17 protein-coding genes and 1 tRNA gene are annotated in these 15,731 nt (G+C 52.3%); 8 read left to right on the forward strand and 10 right to left on the reverse strand.

Annotated elements, in window-relative coordinates; genetic code table 11:
* Nucleotides 1-29 precede the first annotated feature (29 nt).
* Both GA0061071_RS16765 and GA0061071_RS16770 read left to right on the forward strand, forming a co-directional pair.
* Nucleotides 30-596: a cytochrome b gene (locus tag GA0061071_RS16765; protein ID WP_088236544.1), complete on the forward strand. Its 567-nt coding sequence runs from the start codon at nucleotides 30-32 to the stop codon at nucleotides 594-596.
* A 1-nt stretch (nucleotide 597) separates the two neighbouring features.
* A complete protein-coding gene (locus GA0061071_RS16770) occupies nucleotides 598-1,173 on the forward strand; it encodes a YceI family protein (RefSeq protein WP_061494829.1) in 576 nt (191 codons plus the stop codon).
* 39 nt (nucleotides 1,174-1,212) lie between these two features.
* On the opposite strand, the gene trhO is transcribed toward GA0061071_RS16770, so the two are convergent.
* Nucleotides 1,213-2,262, reverse strand: coding sequence for an oxygen-dependent tRNA uridine(34) hydroxylase TrhO (gene trhO / locus GA0061071_RS16775; RefSeq protein ID WP_061494828.1), 1,050 nt, complete (start codon nucleotides 2,260-2,262; stop codon nucleotides 1,213-1,215).
* 211 nt (nucleotides 2,263-2,473) lie between these two features.
* On the opposite strand from trhO, the gene GA0061071_RS16780 reads away from it, so the two are divergent.
* The 4 genes from GA0061071_RS16780 to GA0061071_RS16795 all read left to right on the forward strand — a co-directional run bounded on the left by GA0061071_RS16780 (nucleotide 2,474) and on the right by GA0061071_RS16795 (nucleotide 5,512).
* Nucleotides 2,474-3,394 carry a Kdo(2)-lipid IV(A) acyltransferase gene (locus tag GA0061071_RS16780; RefSeq protein WP_088236545.1) on the forward strand — a complete coding sequence of 307 codons (921 nt, stop codon included), beginning with the start codon at nucleotides 2,474-2,476 and terminating at the stop codon, nucleotides 3,392-3,394.
* Nucleotides 3,395-3,544: 150 nt separating this feature from the next.
* Nucleotides 3,545-4,807: a multidrug efflux MFS transporter MdtG gene (mdtG, locus tag GA0061071_RS16785; RefSeq protein ID WP_088236546.1), complete on the forward strand. Its 1,263-nt coding sequence runs from the start codon at nucleotides 3,545-3,547 to the stop codon at nucleotides 4,805-4,807.
* Nucleotides 4,808-4,840: 33 nt separating this feature from the next.
* Nucleotides 4,841-5,041, forward strand: coding sequence for a hypothetical protein (locus tag GA0061071_RS16790; RefSeq protein WP_088236547.1), 201 nt, complete (start codon nucleotides 4,841-4,843; stop codon nucleotides 5,039-5,041).
* A gap of 81 nt (nucleotides 5,042-5,122) precedes the next feature.
* Nucleotides 5,123-5,512, forward strand: a complete 390-nt coding sequence (locus tag GA0061071_RS16795; RefSeq protein WP_061494824.1) for a MysB family protein — start codon at nucleotides 5,123-5,125, stop codon at nucleotides 5,510-5,512.
* Here GA0061071_RS16795 and GA0061071_RS16800 read toward each other — a convergent pair whose 3' ends face one another.
* Genes GA0061071_RS16800 through mdoG form a run of 3 tightly spaced genes read right to left on the reverse strand, consistent with a single transcriptional unit; the run spans nucleotide 5,513 to nucleotide 9,865 of the window.
* Complete coding sequence (locus tag GA0061071_RS16800; RefSeq protein WP_420843403.1) at nucleotides 5,513-5,755, reverse strand: YceK/YidQ family lipoprotein; 243 nt, start codon at nucleotides 5,753-5,755, stop codon at nucleotides 5,513-5,515. It abuts the gene before it with no gap.
* 53 nt (nucleotides 5,756-5,808) lie between these two features.
* Nucleotides 5,809-8,337, reverse strand: a complete 2,529-nt coding sequence (gene mdoH, locus GA0061071_RS16805; protein ID WP_088236548.1) for a glucans biosynthesis glucosyltransferase MdoH — start codon at nucleotides 8,335-8,337, stop codon at nucleotides 5,809-5,811.
* The gene (gene mdoG, locus GA0061071_RS16810) at nucleotides 8,330-9,865 is read right to left on the reverse strand and encodes a glucans biosynthesis protein MdoG (protein WP_088236549.1); all 1,536 of its coding nucleotides are present in this window, start codon (nucleotides 9,863-9,865) and stop codon (nucleotides 8,330-8,332) included. The genes mdoH and mdoG overlap by 8 nt, the downstream gene beginning before the upstream one ends.
* 272 nt (nucleotides 9,866-10,137) lie before the next feature.
* On the opposite strand from mdoG, the gene mdoC reads away from it, so the two are divergent.
* Nucleotides 10,138-11,286, forward strand: a complete 1,149-nt coding sequence (gene mdoC, locus GA0061071_RS16820; RefSeq protein WP_061494821.1) for a glucans biosynthesis protein MdoC — start codon at nucleotides 10,138-10,140, stop codon at nucleotides 11,284-11,286.
* A gap of 71 nt (nucleotides 11,287-11,357) precedes the next feature.
* On the opposite strand, the gene ymdB is transcribed toward mdoC, so the two are convergent.
* The 6 genes from ymdB to ghrA form a co-directional block, all read right to left on the reverse strand.
* Nucleotides 11,358-11,900 carry an O-acetyl-ADP-ribose deacetylase gene (gene ymdB / locus GA0061071_RS16825; protein WP_061494820.1) on the reverse strand — a complete coding sequence of 181 codons (543 nt, stop codon included), beginning with the start codon at nucleotides 11,898-11,900 and terminating at the stop codon, nucleotides 11,358-11,360.
* A gap of 102 nt (nucleotides 11,901-12,002) precedes the next feature.
* The gene (locus tag GA0061071_RS23340) at nucleotides 12,003-12,320 is read right to left on the reverse strand and encodes a hypothetical protein (protein ID WP_139109672.1); all 318 of its coding nucleotides are present in this window, start codon (nucleotides 12,318-12,320) and stop codon (nucleotides 12,003-12,005) included.
* Between the two features lie 139 nt (nucleotides 12,321-12,459).
* Entirely contained in the window at nucleotides 12,460-12,945 is a 486-nt protein-coding gene (locus GA0061071_RS16835) for a DUF1097 domain-containing protein (protein WP_061499963.1), read from the reverse strand.
* 102 nt (nucleotides 12,946-13,047) lie between these two features.
* Nucleotides 13,048-13,602, reverse strand: coding sequence for a TorD/DmsD family molecular chaperone (locus GA0061071_RS16840; protein ID WP_088236550.1), 555 nt, complete (start codon nucleotides 13,600-13,602; stop codon nucleotides 13,048-13,050).
* Between the two features lie 19 nt (nucleotides 13,603-13,621).
* On the reverse strand, nucleotides 13,622-14,359 hold the full coding sequence (locus tag GA0061071_RS16845; protein WP_061494817.1) for a phosphatase: 738 nt from the start codon (nucleotides 14,357-14,359) through the stop codon (nucleotides 13,622-13,624).
* An 83-nt stretch (nucleotides 14,360-14,442) separates the two neighbouring features.
* On the reverse strand, nucleotides 14,443-15,381 hold the full coding sequence (gene ghrA / locus GA0061071_RS16850; RefSeq protein WP_061494816.1) for a glyoxylate/hydroxypyruvate reductase GhrA: 939 nt from the start codon (nucleotides 15,379-15,381) through the stop codon (nucleotides 14,443-14,445).
* A 263-nt stretch (nucleotides 15,382-15,644) separates the two neighbouring features.
* On the opposite strand from ghrA, the gene GA0061071_RS16855 reads away from it, so the two are divergent.
* Nucleotides 15,645-15,729, forward strand: a tRNA-Ser gene (locus GA0061071_RS16855).
* Nucleotides 15,730-15,731 lie beyond the last annotated feature (2 nt).

Consider the following 15,731-nt stretch of genomic DNA (forward strand, 5'->3'; position numbering starts at 1 on the left):
TAACTCCCTATTAACTTCGGTTAACAATTATGCAATTGCGTAATACCCCATCTCGCTATGGCGTTATTTCCGTTGCCCTGCACTGGTTGGTCGCTGTCGTGGTTTATGGCATGTTTGCGCTGGGCTTATGGATGGTCACATTGAGCTACTACGACGGCTGGTATCATCAGGCACCCGAGCTTCATAAAAGCATCGGTGTGCTCCTGATGCTGGGATTAGTGGTGCGCATTGTCTGGCGTTTTCTCTCGCCGCCCCCGCCTGCGCTTGCTACCTATTCGCCTCTGACACGCATCAGCGCTGCAATCGCGCATATCGCGCTCTACCTGTTGCTGCTTGGCATCATTGTGAGCGGTTACCTGATTTCAACGGCTGACGGTAAACCCATCAGCGTCTTCGGCTTGTTTGAGATTCCGGCAACCCTGGCCGATGCAGGCGTACAAGCAGACCTGGCCGGTACGGTTCACCTGTGGCTGGCATGGAGCGTTGTCGTGTTCTCTGTTTTACACGGACTTGCTGCGTTAAAACACCATTTCATCGATAAAGACGCCACTCTCAAGCGCATGCTGGGAAAATCGTCATCTGACTCTGGAGCATAATATGAAGAAAATCCTGCCGGGACTTACACTCGCCTCGCTGTTATTTGTCACCGGTTCCGCGGTGGCAGCAGACTATAAAATTGACAAAGAAGGTCAACACGCCTTTGTTAATTTCCGTATTCAGCATTTGGGATATAGCTGGTTATACGGGACATTCAAAGATTTCGACGGCACCTTTAGCTTTGATGAGGCAAATCCTTCAGCGGATAAAGTTAACGTCACCATCAATACCAATAGTGTGGATACTAACCACGCCGAACGCGATAAGCACCTGCGTAGTGCGGAATTTCTGAATGTGGCTAAATTCCCGCAAGCGACGTTTACTTCGACAGAAGTGAAGAAAGATGGCGACGGTCTCGACATTACCGGTAATCTCACCCTGAACGGGGTAACAAAACCCGTCACGCTGGAGGCAAAACTGATGGGTCAGGGTAACGATCCATGGGGCGGCGTGCGAGCAGGTTTTGAAGCAGCGGGGAAAATTAAGCTGAAAGACTTTAACATCACCACCGACTTAGGCCCGGCATCGCAAGATGTTGAGCTGATTATCTCTGTTGAAGGCGTTCGTCAGAAGTAATGACCCCGGAGAGGGCGGCTCGCCCTCTCCGCATCAGGCTTATTCCGGATCCGGAATGCCCAGTTTAGTGTTCAGACGACCACGGGATTTATTGAAAATCTTATTACCATTTTCACGGCCCGCGCGGCGCTTACGCTGCTCTTCTTCCGGCAGTTTGCGCTCTTCCTTACACAATTCACTGCAGCACCCGTCGAATTTTTCCGCACAGGCCGGGCACTGGATAAACAGCAGGTGACAACCGTCGTTCAGGCAATTGGTATGAGAGTCGCAGGGTGCGCCGCACTGGTGGCAATGGGCAATCACATCCTCCGAAATGCGCTCCCCCATGCGCTCGTCAAAGACGAAGTTTTTACCGATGAAACGCACCGGCAACCCCTGTTCACGGGCCCGGCGCGCATACTCGATAATACCGCCTTCGATATGCCACACTTTGTTGAATCCGTTGTGCTTCATCCAGGCGCTGGCTTTTTCACAACGGATGCCGCCGGTGCAATACATCACAATTTTTTTATCTTTGTGCTCCTGCATCATCTCTACTGCTTTCGGCAACTGCTCGCGGAACGTATCGGCAGGGATCTCAAGCGCACCATCAAAGTGCCCGACTTCATATTCGTAGTGGTTACGCATATCGATAAAAATCGCCTCAGGATCGTCCAGCATTGCGTTCACTTCCGCCGCTTTCAGATAATCACCCACATCACTGGCATCGAAGCTGTCATCATCAATACCGTCTGCGACAATCCGGTCACGCACTTTCATGCGCAGCACCCAAAAAGATTTGCCGTCATCATCAATTGCCTTGTTCATCCGCAGCCCGTCGAGCGCAGGATCAAAGGCATAGAGGAAGTCGCGGAATGCGGCAAAACGGCTTTGTGGCACACTGATTTGCGCATTGATACCTTCATGCGCCAGGTAAACACGACCGAAAACGCTCAATCGTGTAAATGCCTGATATAACGCATCGCGCGTGGCCTGCGGGTTGATGATAGAAAAATACTTATAAAACGAAACGGTAACGCGCGGCTCGGTTTCAGCAAGCATGCGGGCTTTTAATTCATCATTGGAGATGCGGTTGTGTAACACTGGCATGGTGTACGTGTCCTGCAAGAGTGAAAAAACGGCGGCATCATAAAGCAAATACGGATAATTTACATCCTTACATTTTGCGCTACATTTTCCTCATTCTCATTACCACATTTCAACAGTTACCCCCAAAAACAGGCGTTATGTGCGCTCTGATTTTGGCTAATTCTAAAAAAATGAGACAATACAGGGAATTGTTGCTTAAAAAAGGACAAACATGACGCATTTACCCAAGTTCTCAGCAGCGCTTCTGCATCCCCGCTACTGGCTAACCTGGCTGGGCATCGGAGTACTGTGGTTAGTCGTTCAGCTCCCTTATCCCGTGATTTATCGTCTTGGCTGCGGTATCGGCCGCCTGGCAAAACGCACGATGAAGCGCCGTGTATTGATTGCACAACGTAATCTTGAGCTCTGTTTTCCGCATATGAGTGACGCAGAGCGCGCAAAACTGGTGGACGAGAATTTCCTCTCCGTCGGCATGGGAGTGATGGAAACCGGTATTGCCTGGTTCTGGTCCGACAATCGGATGGCACGCTGGATGGATGTCTCCGGCTTTGAACACATTCGTAACGTGCAGGCGCAAGAGCGCGGCATTTTGCTGATCGGTGTCCATTTCTTAACGCTGGAAATCGGCGCGCGCATGTTCGGTATGAATGAACCCGGCATTGGTGTTTACCGACCGAACGATAACGCGCTTATCGACTGGCTGCAAACCCGGGGGCGCATGCGTTCCAACAAGAGCATGCTCGACCGAAAGGATCTCAAGGGCATGATCCGCGCGCTAAAATCCGGGGAAGTCGTCTGGTATGCGCCTGATCATGACTACGGCCCGCGCGCCAGCGTATTTGCCCCTTTCTTCGCCGTCGAACAAGCAGCCTCGACGTCTGGTACCTGGATGCTGGCACGTATGTCGCAAGCGTGTATCGTGCCATTTGTTCCGCGTCGTAAACCGGACGGCAAAGGCTATGAGCTAATCATACTGGAGCCGGAATGCTCCCCTCCTCTCGACGATGCACAAACCACCGCCGCATGGATGAATAAGGTTGTAGAGCGCTGCATTATGATGGCACCCGAACAATATATGTGGCTGCACCGCCGCTTTAAAACCCGCCCGGAAGGCGTTCCATCCCGCTACTGATCGCAAACAGCCCGCTAAGCGGGCTGTTTTCTTTTGTCACACATAAGTCCTGCCGCACATTGCAGTGACCATCCCGCAGGCGCATAATTAGCGTGCTTACCAATTTCAAACCCTATTGTGTGCGTTGAATCAACGCCGTTACGGATCGTTATGCCATCCTCTGATGTCCCGATAAACTGGAAACGTAACCTGACTGTCGCCTGGTTTGGGTGTTTCCTTACCGGCGCTGCATTTAGCCTGGTGATGCCATTCTTACCGCTATATGTCGAGCTGTTGGGGGTGACGGGTCACAGTGCGCTGAACATGTGGTCCGGGTTGGTTTTCAGCATCACGTTTCTGTTTTCCGCTATTGCCTCTCCATTCTGGGGAGGGCTTGCCGACCGTAAGGGTCGCAAAATTATGCTGCTGCGTTCCGCGCTCGGTATGGCAATCGTCATGGCGTTAATGGGGCTTGCGCAAAACGTCTGGCAGTTCCTCATCCTGCGCGCCATGCTCGGTTTACTGGGCGGCTTTATTCCTAATGCCAATGCGCTCATCGCAACGCAAATTCCACGTAATAAAAGTGGCTGGGCGCTCGGTACACTTTCCACCGGTGGCGTGGCAGGCGCGTTGCTCGGGCCACTTGCCGGCGGCCTGCTGGCGGATTCGTGGGGCCTGCGAATGGTCTTTTTTATCACCGCCTCGGTGCTGTTTATCTGTTTTCTACTGACGCTTTGTTATATTCGCGAAAATTTCGTCCCGGTGGCAAAACGCGAAATGCTGCACGCCAAAGATGTTTTTGCTTCGCTCAAAAACCCGAAACTGGTGTTAAGCCTGTTTATCACTACCATGATTATCCAGGTTGCCACCGGCTCGATTGCACCCATTCTGACGCTTTATGTGCGTGAACTGGCGGGCAACGTTAGCAACATTGCGTTTATCAGTGGGATGATTGCCTCCGTGCCCGGTGTTGCGGCCCTGCTCAGCGCACCTCGCCTGGGGAAACTGGGCGATAAGATTGGCCCGGAGAAGATCCTGGTTGCTGCACTGGTGATTTCGGTGCTGCTGCTACTACCCATGTCGCTGGTACAAACACCGTGGCAACTGGGTGTGTTGCGCTTTTTACTCGGGGCAGCGGACGGCGCACTGTTACCCGCCGTGCAGACTCTGCTGGTGTATAACTCCACCAATCAGATAGCCGGGCGTATTTTTAGTTATAACCAGTCATTTCGTGATATCGGTAATGTCACCGGCCCACTGGTAGGTGCGGCCATTTCCGCCAGTTTCAGCTTCCGCGCGGTGTTCTGTGTGACGGCAGGTGTCGTTCTGTTTAATGCCCTCTATTCGTGGTTCAGTCTGCAACGCCCGCCCCGTTCCACCACCGTGGAGAGTGAACGCCCGCGAGTGCAGCAAACACTGCCAACTGACGATTAAATCCCTGGCGCGACACAAGGGACATGTGTCTGAATGCTGTCTGATGCAGCATACAAAAAATGCGCATCGAATCAGGCGGATGATGCATATTCAGGAAAACGTGAGGTGGCTGAAGGCCCGATTATTCAGCAGAACACCGGCGTGAAAATTCACCCACTGACCATCAGACGCACTGTTTTTCAGGAGGGTGTAACATTTCTTTTTGTCCCGACACCTTACATTCGTTACGGATAACTCAACTCGCGATTTGACGCTCTCAATACCAGCGTCTATAGGTTTCTGCATACCTTTTTTCCTCTCGCTAAGGAGTTAGATATGGCCGATTCCAACCTCAATTTTTACTCGACGCTCTCTGAAGCAATTGATGCTGCCCGTGAAGAATTCCTCGCCAGTAATCCGGAGCTGGATGAGGAAGAGGCAAACGTCCAGCAATTCAATGTGCAGAAATACATTCTGCAGGACGGCGATATCGCATGGCAGGCTGAATTTTTTGCCGATGAAGAAGAACCCGGTGAATGTTTGCCCATGTTCAGTGGCGAGGCAGCACAAAGCGTATTTGATGGCGAATATGATGAAATAGAAATAAGCCAGGAGTGGCTGGAGGAGAATACCCTGCACGAATGGGACGAAGGAGAGTTTCAGCTTGAGCCCCCACTCGATACAGAGGAGGGACAGACCGCTGCCGATGAATGGGACGAGCGCTGATTACTCGTACGGACCGTGATGGGCGTCTATAGGTAGCAATAAGGTATCGAATACCAGCGAGAAGGGTAAGTCCAGCACGGTAATATAACGCCACGCGGAGTCACGGACGTCCCATTTCACACCCGGGTAGTATTGATTTCCATGGCCCTGCCCGGGGATCGTCCGGCTGATGATGCTACCGCACCCGCTCAGCAAACATGCCATCACAACGACCAATATCGCTTTCACCTGCCCCCCTATCATCGTATAGATAAAAAAATACCGGCACTCAGGCCGGTATTTTCCTTGTTGTCGGCTTATTTCGCCTTCAGTGCCTGCGGATTAAGCTTCAGCGTCTCGTAATAGTTAACCCAGGATAAATATCTCTCCGGGGCTGACCATACGCGATAATGCATCCGCGACAGCGTAACCGGGTCACTCAGCAGCACCAAACGACGATCGCGGTTCAGTTTCTCCGGCGTTTCATTCAGCGCCTGTTCAACATGACGATCGCGGGCGATTTCCAGCACATGGCTTGCGCGGTGACGCGCTGTCGCCATCGCTGTTGCCAGCGCATTGAAGGACGGGTTAAATACCGCATGCATAAACCCATCATCCAGCGAGCGTGAACGGTTCAGTTCCAGATATGCATCAGTGTCCACCAGCACTTTAGGCGGTGAATACTCTTCCGGGATCAGGAACAGCTTCCAGCGTTTGGTGCGCAAACCGATCGTTGAGCGGCTGGAAATAACCGATACAAACGGCGACAGGATCAGCGAGAAGACTATCGGCGCCAGCCAGAACAGGAAGCGCAAATCCAGCCAGGCCATGCCCACTGCCCATACCAACCCCAGCAGCAACTGCGAACCATGGCGCATAAAGGCTTCGCCCCACGGGGTAGAGTCATCATCGCGCTGTGGTGAGTTCCATACCACTTCCCAGCCCAGGAACGCGCTAACCACAAACACGGTGTGGAACAGCATGCGCACCGGTGCCAGCAGCACGGAGAACAGCACTTCAAGCAGCAATGAAAGCGTAACACGAATGAAACCACCGAACTCTTTTGGCCCTTTGCACCACACCAGAATGATACTCAGCAACTTCGGCAGGAACAGCAGTACCATGGTCGACGCGAAAAGCGCGATGGCCAGCTCTGGACGCCACTGCGGCCATACCGGGAAAAGCTGGCGTGGCTGCAGGAAGTACTGTGGTTCGGTCAGGGCATGCACCACCTGCAGCGCCGTGGAAAGCGCCAGGAACATAAACCACAGCGGCGCAGAAAGATAAGACATTACGCCGGTCAGGAACACAGCGCGGTGCACCGGGTGCATCCCTTTTACCAGGAACAGGCGGAAGTTCATCAGGTTACCGTGGCACCAGCGGCGATCGCGTTTCAGCTCATCCAGCAGGTTTGGCGGCAGCTCTTCATACGAGCCCGGCAGATCATAGGCGATCCATACGCCCCATCCTGCACGGCGCATCAGCGCTGCTTCTACAAAGTCATGCGACAGAATGGAACCGGCAAAAGAACCTTCACCAGGCAGCGGCGCCAACGCGCAGTGCTCAATAAAGGGTTTCACACGGATAATGGCGTTATGGCCCCAGTAGTGCGATTCCCCCAACTGCCAGAAGTGCAAACCCGCAGTAAACAACGGCCCGTAAACGCGGGTGGCGAACTGCTGGCAACGCGCGTAGAGCGTGTCCATACCGGAGGCTTTCGGCGAAGACTGGATGATCCCGGCATTTGGGTTCGCTTCCATCAGACGCACCAACCCTGTCAGACACTCGCCTGTCATCACTGAGTCAGCATCCAGCACCACCATATAGCTATACTGGCTGCCCCAGCGACGGCAGAAGTCGTCAATGTTACCACTCTTGCGTTTCACGCGACGGCGACGGCGACGGTAGAAAATCTGACCTTCGCCCTGCACTTCAGCAATCAACTCCATCCAGGCTTTCTGTTCCGCTACGCAGATATCCGGGTTATAGCTGTCGCTGAGGACATAAACGTCGAAGTACTGTTGCTGCCCGGTCGCTTTCACCGACTCCCACGTTGCGCGCAGACCTGCGAAAACGCGGTCTACGTCCTCGTTGCAGATCGGCATAATCAACGCAGTGCGATGCGCCGGATTCAGCGGTTCATCGCCAACGGTCGATGCCGAAATGCTGTACTTATCCCGGCCTATCAACAGTTGCAGAAAGCCCATCAACGCGGTCCAGAACCCCGCAGAAACCCAGCAGAACAGCACCGCGAACAGGATCAGGATGCCGGTTTGCAGCACATAGGGTAGTAACTGCATAAAGGAAACCCACAGATCCTGGCCCGCCATATCGGTTGGTGTAATCAGCGCCCACCCCTGATAGGGCAGGATCGTTTTCATATACCAGGTTGCGACCACGGTCTGCGACAACGTCAGCAGCAGCAGAATATAGCGACGGATAGAACCTACCGTACGCCATTTCTGTTCGTGGGCCTGTTCTTCTTTGGTCAGACGTGCGAGATAACGCGGAGCGACTTCGCGCCCACGCAGACGATCCCAAAAACGGCCAATCGGGTTTGTACGCCAGGGGTCCGGAAACATGGAGGAGCGTTTTGCCTTCGGCATAGCCTGCAGTTGCACACGCCCTTCATCATCTTTCATCAACTGGCCTTGTGCCAAAGAGTCTGGCCAACTGCCTTCCAGACGTGCAGCGACTGAGCCCAGCGGGGTGTCATCTTCACGTTCCCATTGCGTATGTTCCGCGTCCAGCGCGCTGTGCACGCGCTGGATACTGTCTGTCGGCAACACCGCCTTCTTCTCGTCCGGAAGCGGCAGCGCGTCGATATACTCAGTTATCTTATTCATTGGCAGGTAGCTGATAGCTCCAGGTTTCACTCAGGGTCTGATCGGCATTGACCAGCGCTGCACGCATATCCGTCGTTTTCTTCGGATCTTTCACTTTCACACGCAGCATCAAACGCCAACCTTGCGTAACCGGGTTATAGCGAACGGTGTTTTCAACGATCTCGCCGTTATCGCCAATGCTGGCTTGCGCAGTGACAGGGGTGTTTTGCGGCAGTTTTTTCATATCCTGGCCAGTGAAGTCCACCACAAACGCGATGGTACCGTCTGGCTGACGGATAAGATTTGACTGTTTCACATCCCCCGTAGAACGGCGAGTCTGCAGCACCCAGGCATTATCCGGCGCATGCAGCTTGTCTTCGTCACGGCTAAAGGTGATGGTGTATTTGAAGTTCATCTCTTTACCGGGCTCCGGCAGTTGGTCCGGCGTCCAGTAAGCGACGATATTATCGTTGGTTTCATCGTTGGTCGGAATTTCAACCAATTCAACTTTCCCTTTGCCCCACTCCCCTTTCGGCGTTACCCACGCGCTTGGGCGCAGATCGTAGCGGTCATCAATATCTTCAAAACGGGAGAACTGACGCCCACGCTGCAGCAGACCAAAGCCCTGCGGGTTTTCCATCGCATAGCTGCTCACCGCCAGATGTTTCGGGTTATTCAATGGACGCCAGATCCATTCGCCATTACCAGCCAGCATCGACAACCCGTTAGAGTCGTGCAATTCAGGACGATAGTTGGTGGCGGACGACGGCTGAGCAGGCCCAAAGAGGAACATACTGGTCAGCGGAGCGACGCCCAGTTTGCCGACTTTATCGCGCAGGTAAACTTTCGACTGCACGTCAACCACGCTATCCCGACCCGGGATAATCACAAAACGATACGCGCCGGTCGCACGCGGCGAGTCCAGCAATGCATAGATAGTCAGGCGCTTATCCGTCGGCTTCGGACGTTCGATCCAGAACTCACGGAAACGCGGGAACTCTTCACCGGACGGCAGCGCCGTATCAATCGCCAGACCACGAGCGGAAAGGCCGTAAACCTGGCCCGCGCCGATCACGCGGAAGTAACTGGCTCCCAGCATGCTGACGATTTCATCGTTTTTGTCTTTATTATTGATGGGGTAAAGAACTTTGAAACCCGCAAAACCCAGATCTTTGACCGTGTCTTTATCGTGCTGGACATTGCCAAAATTGAAGTAGTCCGGGTTGTATTTGATTTGGCGTACGGCGGTGGCGGTCACTTCATTGATGGTCACCGGCGTGTCGAAGTACATACCCTGGTGGTAAAACTCAAGCTTAAACGGGGTGTTGGTCGCGTTCCAGTAGGCTTTATCGTGGTTAAACTGGATCTGCTGATAGTCCGCATATTTCATTTCACGGAACACAGAGGGCAAGTTGCTCTTGGGCGCTTCGTAGCCTTTGCCGGCCAGGGATTGTGCCTGTTTTGCGACATCATCAATAGAAAAAGCCCATCCCGATGACGTATAAAGTGACAACAGTACCGCTGCACCTACCCAACGCATTTTCATCATTCGTAATTTAGGTTTCATAATAACTAAGCACTTCCCCCTTTGTGTGCTTAAATCGATCCGATCCATTTTAATGGAAACTCACGCAATCCGACAACTGAATCCCCGCATTGTTCTGCATGCCGGCTCAGTGAATAAACAATTGAAACTAACCCTTTATCGTTTTGCGAGCTATCCTGGAGACAGGATCCCGGTCGTAGTGTAGGGTTAGTTGCGAATGTAATCATTATTTGTCTTATGGATAAGACGAAAAGTCTGAGAATGCACAGAGTTATATGACCAGAGCCCCTGCACAACGTGAATATTTCCTTGATTCCATACGCGCATGGCTGATGCTGCTCGGGATCCCATTCCACATATCGCTGATTTATTCGAGTCATATGTGGCATGTCAACAGCGTCTACCCGTCGTGGTGGCTAACGCTGTTCAACGACGCCATTCATGCGTTCCGCATGCAGGTATTCTTCGTTATTTCCGGTTATTTTTCATACATGCTTTATTTGCGTTATCCGATGCAGCGCTGGTGGACACTCCGCGTTGAGCGCGTCGGTATTCCCATGCTGACCGCTATTCCTCTATTAACGCTGCCGCAATTTATTATGTTGCAATATGTGAAAGACAAAACCAGCGAATGGCACGCCCTCTCGGCTTATGACAAATTCAACACCCTTTCCTGGGAATTGATCTCCCATTTGTGGTTTCTATTAGTGCTTGTTGTATTAACGACAATCGGCATGTGGTTGTTTAAAAAAATAAAAAACAATGCGAAACACTTCCTGGGCGCTATTTCGCTGGGCAAACTCTCACTGTGGTTTCTGCTGTTTGGCATTGTCTGGGCAGTGCTGCGCCGAATAATCGTTATCGCCTGGCCGGAATTATTGCGTGATGCGCTGTTTAATTTCGCAGTGATGCAGTCACTGTTTTACATTCCATTTTTCCTCCTTGGCGCGCTGACGTTCATCAATCCGCGGCTCAAGTCATTATTCACCACCCCGTCACCGTGGTGTGCAGTAGGAGCATTACTGGCGTTTGCTGCATATTTGCTCAACCAGCGTTACGGTAACGGCGATGCCTGGCTGTATGAAACCGAAGCCATTATTACTATGTTGCTGGGGTTGTGGATGGTGAACGTCGTGTTCTCTCTGGGGCATCGCTTGCTGAATTTCCAGTCAGCGCGGGTGACTTATTTCGTTAACGCATCGCTGTTCATCTATCTGGTGCACCATCCTCTTACGCTGTTATTCGGTGCATGGATAACCCCACATATTCAGTCAAATCTTTTAGGCTTTATTACCGGGTTGGTCTTTGTGGTGGGTATTGCGGTGTTGCTGTATGAAATGCACCTGCGTATTCCTCTACTGCGCTTCCTCTTTTCGGGGAAACCGCAGGAGAAAAATGCACAACAACACGTCACGGCACGATAATCCGGATGGCTGCTTTGGTCTTCAAAGCAGCCACAGAATCAACCGAACAGAACCGGCAGGCAAGTGGTGGATCAACCAGTCGGCTCATCGCCCAGTTGGGTAAGTAAACGTTGATAAAGATGGGTGGTTTCATCGTCATAGCAAACAAAGTATATCTGCTGTAAATGGTGATGCCGGGTGAGATAATCCGTTATCGTGTTGACGGCAATCTCTGCGGCCGCCGCTTTCGGGTAGCCGTACACGCCGGTACTGATCGCCGGGAAAGCGATGGTCGTGTAGCCATTCGCTTCGGCCAGTTGCAGACTGTTGCGGTAGGCATCTTCAAGCAACCGGGCTTCATGCTCATCTCCTCCCCGCCAGACCGGCCCCACCGTGTGGATCACAGCTTTCGCGCGTAAATTTCCAGCCGTGGTGATAACGGCATGCCCGGGAGGACATTCCCCCTGCTGCTGTCGCACCTGTTTGCACGCTTCCAGCAGCGCTGGTCCCGCCGCACGGTGGATCGCGCCATCGACGCCCCCACCGCCAAGCAATGACGGATTTGCCGCATTAACAATGACATCGACATCAAGGGTAGTGATATCCCCCTGAAGCACTTGCACACGTGGTTGCATCTTTTTTGCCCCCTTCACGGCTGCTAACCCATTCACACACTTAAGTGTATCCTGGACTGAGAGGAAATGACGGGCATCGCATCCTTCCCTTGGCCTGCGTAATCAGTTGTAGGCGACGGCTATAATCGCCATCGAATGCTGTTGGTTAAGGTAGCGCATCTGCACTTTTTCGAATACGGAAACAGATTGAGGTGCTGTGACGATAGTATTCAAATCAATACGCTGGATCGGCTTTTTGGTATTTTGCGCACAGGATATGACCAGTGTGTGCGGTACAGTTTGCATATCGCACCCCTTTTCGACAATTGCCCCCCGAAAAGCAATATTCCCCGTATCGGCGGAGGGAGTAGCAGAACAAAAACTGGCAACAGCAAATCCGGAAAGAGCGAAAATACACAGGTTAAAAAGACGCATAAGCACCTCAGGACACCTTCAATTCATCACACTGGTATGACCAGGAATTAAGATGACATAGCTGCACATTTTTTGAAACTAACGCAGTGAGGAATTTAAGATAAGTGCTTAAAACAACTCACATTCACACCAAAAGAAGGGATATTTAATTTAAAGAAGATTTTTCTGAGGAAAGTACCGACGCGCGCCAGGAAGCCAGCCACAAGCCGCTATTTTTCATCGCATATCCAAACAGTAAACCCACAGCCAGCGACGGCATCACCAGTTGCCAGTCACCCTGGCCGGCAAAGGTGGCGCAGGCACCCATAAACGTTCCAGGCACAAAGGAGAGTAAAAAACTTTTTGCCTGCATACACATCAAAAATGCCACCGCACCGGTCATCACATAACCGAATATTTCAAGATGCGGAGCCAGTGCAGCACCGTGAATAATCACCAGAGCCCAAATCACGCCGCTCATCACTGTACAGGCGGAGATGAGTAGCCCTTTAATGCCGCCTTGTGGACAGGCAAAATATGCCGTACAACCGAGGAACCCTGCCCAGCTTAATAAGCCAAGAGATACCGCGACCCAGCCCCAGAGTCCAGAGAGGATCCCCGTTGTTAATGCGATAGAAAGAAGTATGTTCATGGCGCGCATCATAACAAATACGCACCAAACTTATGCGACAGACAGCACGTTATTTGAAACGAAATCGTAATCGTTGCAATATTTTTGTGATAAAAATCACAATTATTCGTCAGATTCTTCCTGTAACTCTTCCCACATAGCGGCAATCGCATCACGGGCAAGCGGCGCCATGGTACGCCAGAATGGCGTGGAAGCATGCGCTTCAACCTTGCCAAGGAAGGTATCGCACCAGGGGAGCAGATAGTCAGCAAACAACGTTTCAAGCGCCTCACTCTCGTCTTCAGCCGACTGGTCTTCCAACCAGGATGCTGCCAGCAATAACGTACCGAAATGATCAGCTGGGGTATCGGTTAATGGCATCCCGCGGGTCGACAAAAATGAACGAATCTCGGCTTCAGTCGCCCCTTCAACCCAGGCGCTGCGAAACGGCGATACACGGCACTCTTCGCCAACGAAAAGCGCGTTATAATCCGCTGCCAGCGCTTGCATATCGCAGTTTTTTTGCAAGCGTTCCAGCAGTTCATCCTGTTCCAGCGGCCAGCTTTCCGCCAGTTTTCCTTCACGGATCAGGGTGTACAGCGGCACCAGCAGCGGATCCTGCGGTTGGCGATAAAACAGCGAGCCGAGCACCCGGCAAAGGATAGAAAATTCGTTCATTCAGTTGTTCCAGTCAGTATTAAAGTTCAGCAAATTCGGCAATCGGCGCCATTCCGCGCGATTCAAGGAAGTTGAGTAAACGGCGAGGAGAGGCATTAAGGATACGCTCTTCCGGAAAGTCCACCGCATCAAGGATCTTTCGACACTCGTCAAACTCACCCAATGTGAAAGCGGTATGTGAGTCTGAACCGAGCGCGACCCATCCTCCGGCATCTCGTACGGCCGCCGCAACCGCACGGCAGTTTTTTTCACTGCCTTTACGGGAGTGTAAAAACGAAGAGTTGTTGATTTCCAGCGCCACGTCGTACTTCGCCGCTGCAGCGGCAATCGCCGGAATATCGACCGGGAATTTCGGGTTGCCCGGATGGCTAATAATATGCACGTTACCACTGGCCATCGTCGCAATCATTGCCTGCGTATGCGACGCTTCATCCTGCGGAGGAAATACCGGTTCGTGGAATCCGGCGATGATCAGATCCAACGACGCGAGCATTGGCCCGCTGCAGTCAATTTCACCGTCCGTGTTTTTAATGTTGGCCTCAATGCCACGCAGGATGCCAACCCCGTCCACCAGACGTGGCCAGATACGCATATTCACAAAGTGCCAGTAATGTGGCGCATCCGCCATGTCCGGGCCATGGTCGGTAATGGCAAAGAGTCGAATGCCTTTACGTTTCGCTTCGGCAATATAGTCATGCAGGGTACTGTAAGCGTGCGTGCTGGCGACGGTATGCATATGCAGGTCAACGGGATACATGTTTCACTCCGATAGTTATTTCTGCAAGGATAGCAGTTATCGTTATGCAGTTTAATGAAAACCCGGCGTTACCGGGTATGTCATCAATAGCCGCGCTGCCGATCAACAAGCCCGGTGACTGGCAGACCTTGCTCAAGTTGCAAGATTGTATGCGTAATAAAGGCAATCGCCTCGTCCGGGCGGGTTACGGCAGCTATATGCGGTGTCATTGCCACGCGCGGATGCGCCCATAACGGATTGTTCGCGGGTAGCGGCTCCTGATTAAACACATCCAGCATTGCCCCTTTCAGTTTGCCATTATTCAGTGCCTGCAACAGATCCTTCTCGACCAGATGGACGCCACGCGCCAGGTTCATAACATAACTTTCGTCTGCCAGTTGCTCGATCAACGCATGATTGATGATCCCCGCCGTTTCTGGTGTGTTCGGCAGCAGGTTAATCAGAACTCGCGTACCGTGCAAAAAATCCCCCAATTCAGCCACACCCGCAAAACTTGTTACACCGGGCAGTGATTTTCGGCTTCGACTCCAGCAGCGCAGTGGGAACCCCCATGCAAGAAGGCTTTCCGCAACCTTACCCCCCAGCACACCAGCCCCAAGAACGCCAATGGTGAAATCTTCACGTCGATATTCATCAAGCGGTTGCCATTTCGCTTGCAGCTTCAATTGCTGGTAATCATCAAAGCGACGGAACCAATGCAGCACCTGACTCACCGCATACTCCTGCATCTGCAGGCCCATGCCGGTATCTTCCAGCCGAAACAACGGTATCGATTCTGCCAGCATTTCCGGGTGGGCTTTAAGCTGACCCAGAATAGAATCCACCCCGGCGCCAAGTGCGAAAACCCCTTTCAGTTTGCGCCCTTTTAGCATGTCGACGGGGGGGTGCCAAACCAACGCATAGTCTGCGGGCGCATTATCCCCTTTTGTCCAGGCGCGAATGTTAGCCTGTGGCAACGCCTTTCTTATTGCGCCCAGCCAGTAGTGGTGATCAAAAGAGGGGTGATAAAAGATAATGTCCATATCAACTCCAGAACATGTTGTGGGGTATCCGCATCATTCGCGGCGCTGTTGTGTATGATTTTATGAGGAAAGCAGCATAACAAATTTCTCCTGAGCAGCGCGGAGAAACTCCTGTGCCGAGAAAAAAAGCGATTTCAGGATGTTTAAGAAGCATGTTGTTTGAAGTTTGTCTAAACGCGTTAATTTATTGAAAAAGAAGATTGACGGCTTTCGTGGTTTTCCCTACATTAGCGCCCGTCCCGTTAATAACGGGATGACAATGTGGTGAGGTGTCCGAGTGGCTGAAGGAGCACGCCTGGAAAGTGTGTATACGGCAACGTATCGGGGGTTCGAATCCCCCCCTCACCGCC

Origin of the sequence: Kosakonia oryzendophytica, assembly GCF_900094925.1 — a bacterium.
Taxonomy (GTDB): Bacteria; Pseudomonadota; Gammaproteobacteria; order Enterobacterales; family Enterobacteriaceae; genus Kosakonia; species Kosakonia oryzendophytica.

Bases quoted from the DNA above. Each gene is read 5' to 3' on its own strand.
- trhO (WP_061494828.1), bottom strand. From the start codon at position 2,262: ATGCCAGTGTTACACAACCGCATCTCCAATGATGAATTAAAAGCCCGC.
- mdtG (WP_088236546.1), top strand. From the start codon at position 3,545: ATGCCATCCTCTGATGTCCCGATAAACTGGAAACGTAACCTGACTGTC.
- ghrA (WP_061494816.1), bottom strand. From the start codon at position 15,381: ATGGACATTATCTTTTATCACCCCTCTTTTGATCACCACTACTGGCTG.
- GA0061071_RS16765 (WP_088236544.1), top strand. From the start codon at position 30: ATGCAATTGCGTAATACCCCATCTCGCTATGGCGTTATTTCCGTTGCC.
- mdoG (WP_088236549.1), bottom strand. From the start codon at position 9,865: ATGATGAAAATGCGTTGGGTAGGTGCAGCGGTACTGTTGTCACTTTAT.
- GA0061071_RS16795 (WP_061494824.1), top strand. From the start codon at position 5,123: ATGGCCGATTCCAACCTCAATTTTTACTCGACGCTCTCTGAAGCAATT.
- GA0061071_RS16770 (WP_061494829.1), top strand. From the start codon at position 598: ATGAAGAAAATCCTGCCGGGACTTACACTCGCCTCGCTGTTATTTGTC.
- GA0061071_RS16845 (WP_061494817.1), bottom strand. From the start codon at position 14,359: ATGTATCCCGTTGACCTGCATATGCATACCGTCGCCAGCACGCACGCT.
- GA0061071_RS16835 (WP_061499963.1), bottom strand. From the start codon at position 12,945: ATGAACATACTTCTTTCTATCGCATTAACAACGGGGATCCTCTCTGGA.
- mdoC (WP_061494821.1), top strand. From the start codon at position 10,138: ATGACCAGAGCCCCTGCACAACGTGAATATTTCCTTGATTCCATACGC.
- GA0061071_RS16790 (WP_088236547.1), top strand. From the start codon at position 4,841: ATGCTGTCTGATGCAGCATACAAAAAATGCGCATCGAATCAGGCGGAT.
- ymdB (WP_061494820.1), bottom strand. From the start codon at position 11,900: ATGCAACCACGTGTGCAAGTGCTTCAGGGGGATATCACTACCCTTGAT.
- mdoH (WP_088236548.1), bottom strand. From the start codon at position 8,337: ATGAATAAGATAACTGAGTATATCGACGCGCTGCCGCTTCCGGACGAG.
- GA0061071_RS16840 (WP_088236550.1), bottom strand. From the start codon at position 13,602: ATGAACGAATTTTCTATCCTTTGCCGGGTGCTCGGCTCGCTGTTTTAT.
- GA0061071_RS16800 (WP_420843403.1), bottom strand. From the start codon at position 5,755: ATGATAGGGGGGCAGGTGAAAGCGATATTGGTCGTTGTGATGGCATGT.
- GA0061071_RS16780 (WP_088236545.1), top strand. From the start codon at position 2,474: ATGACGCATTTACCCAAGTTCTCAGCAGCGCTTCTGCATCCCCGCTAC.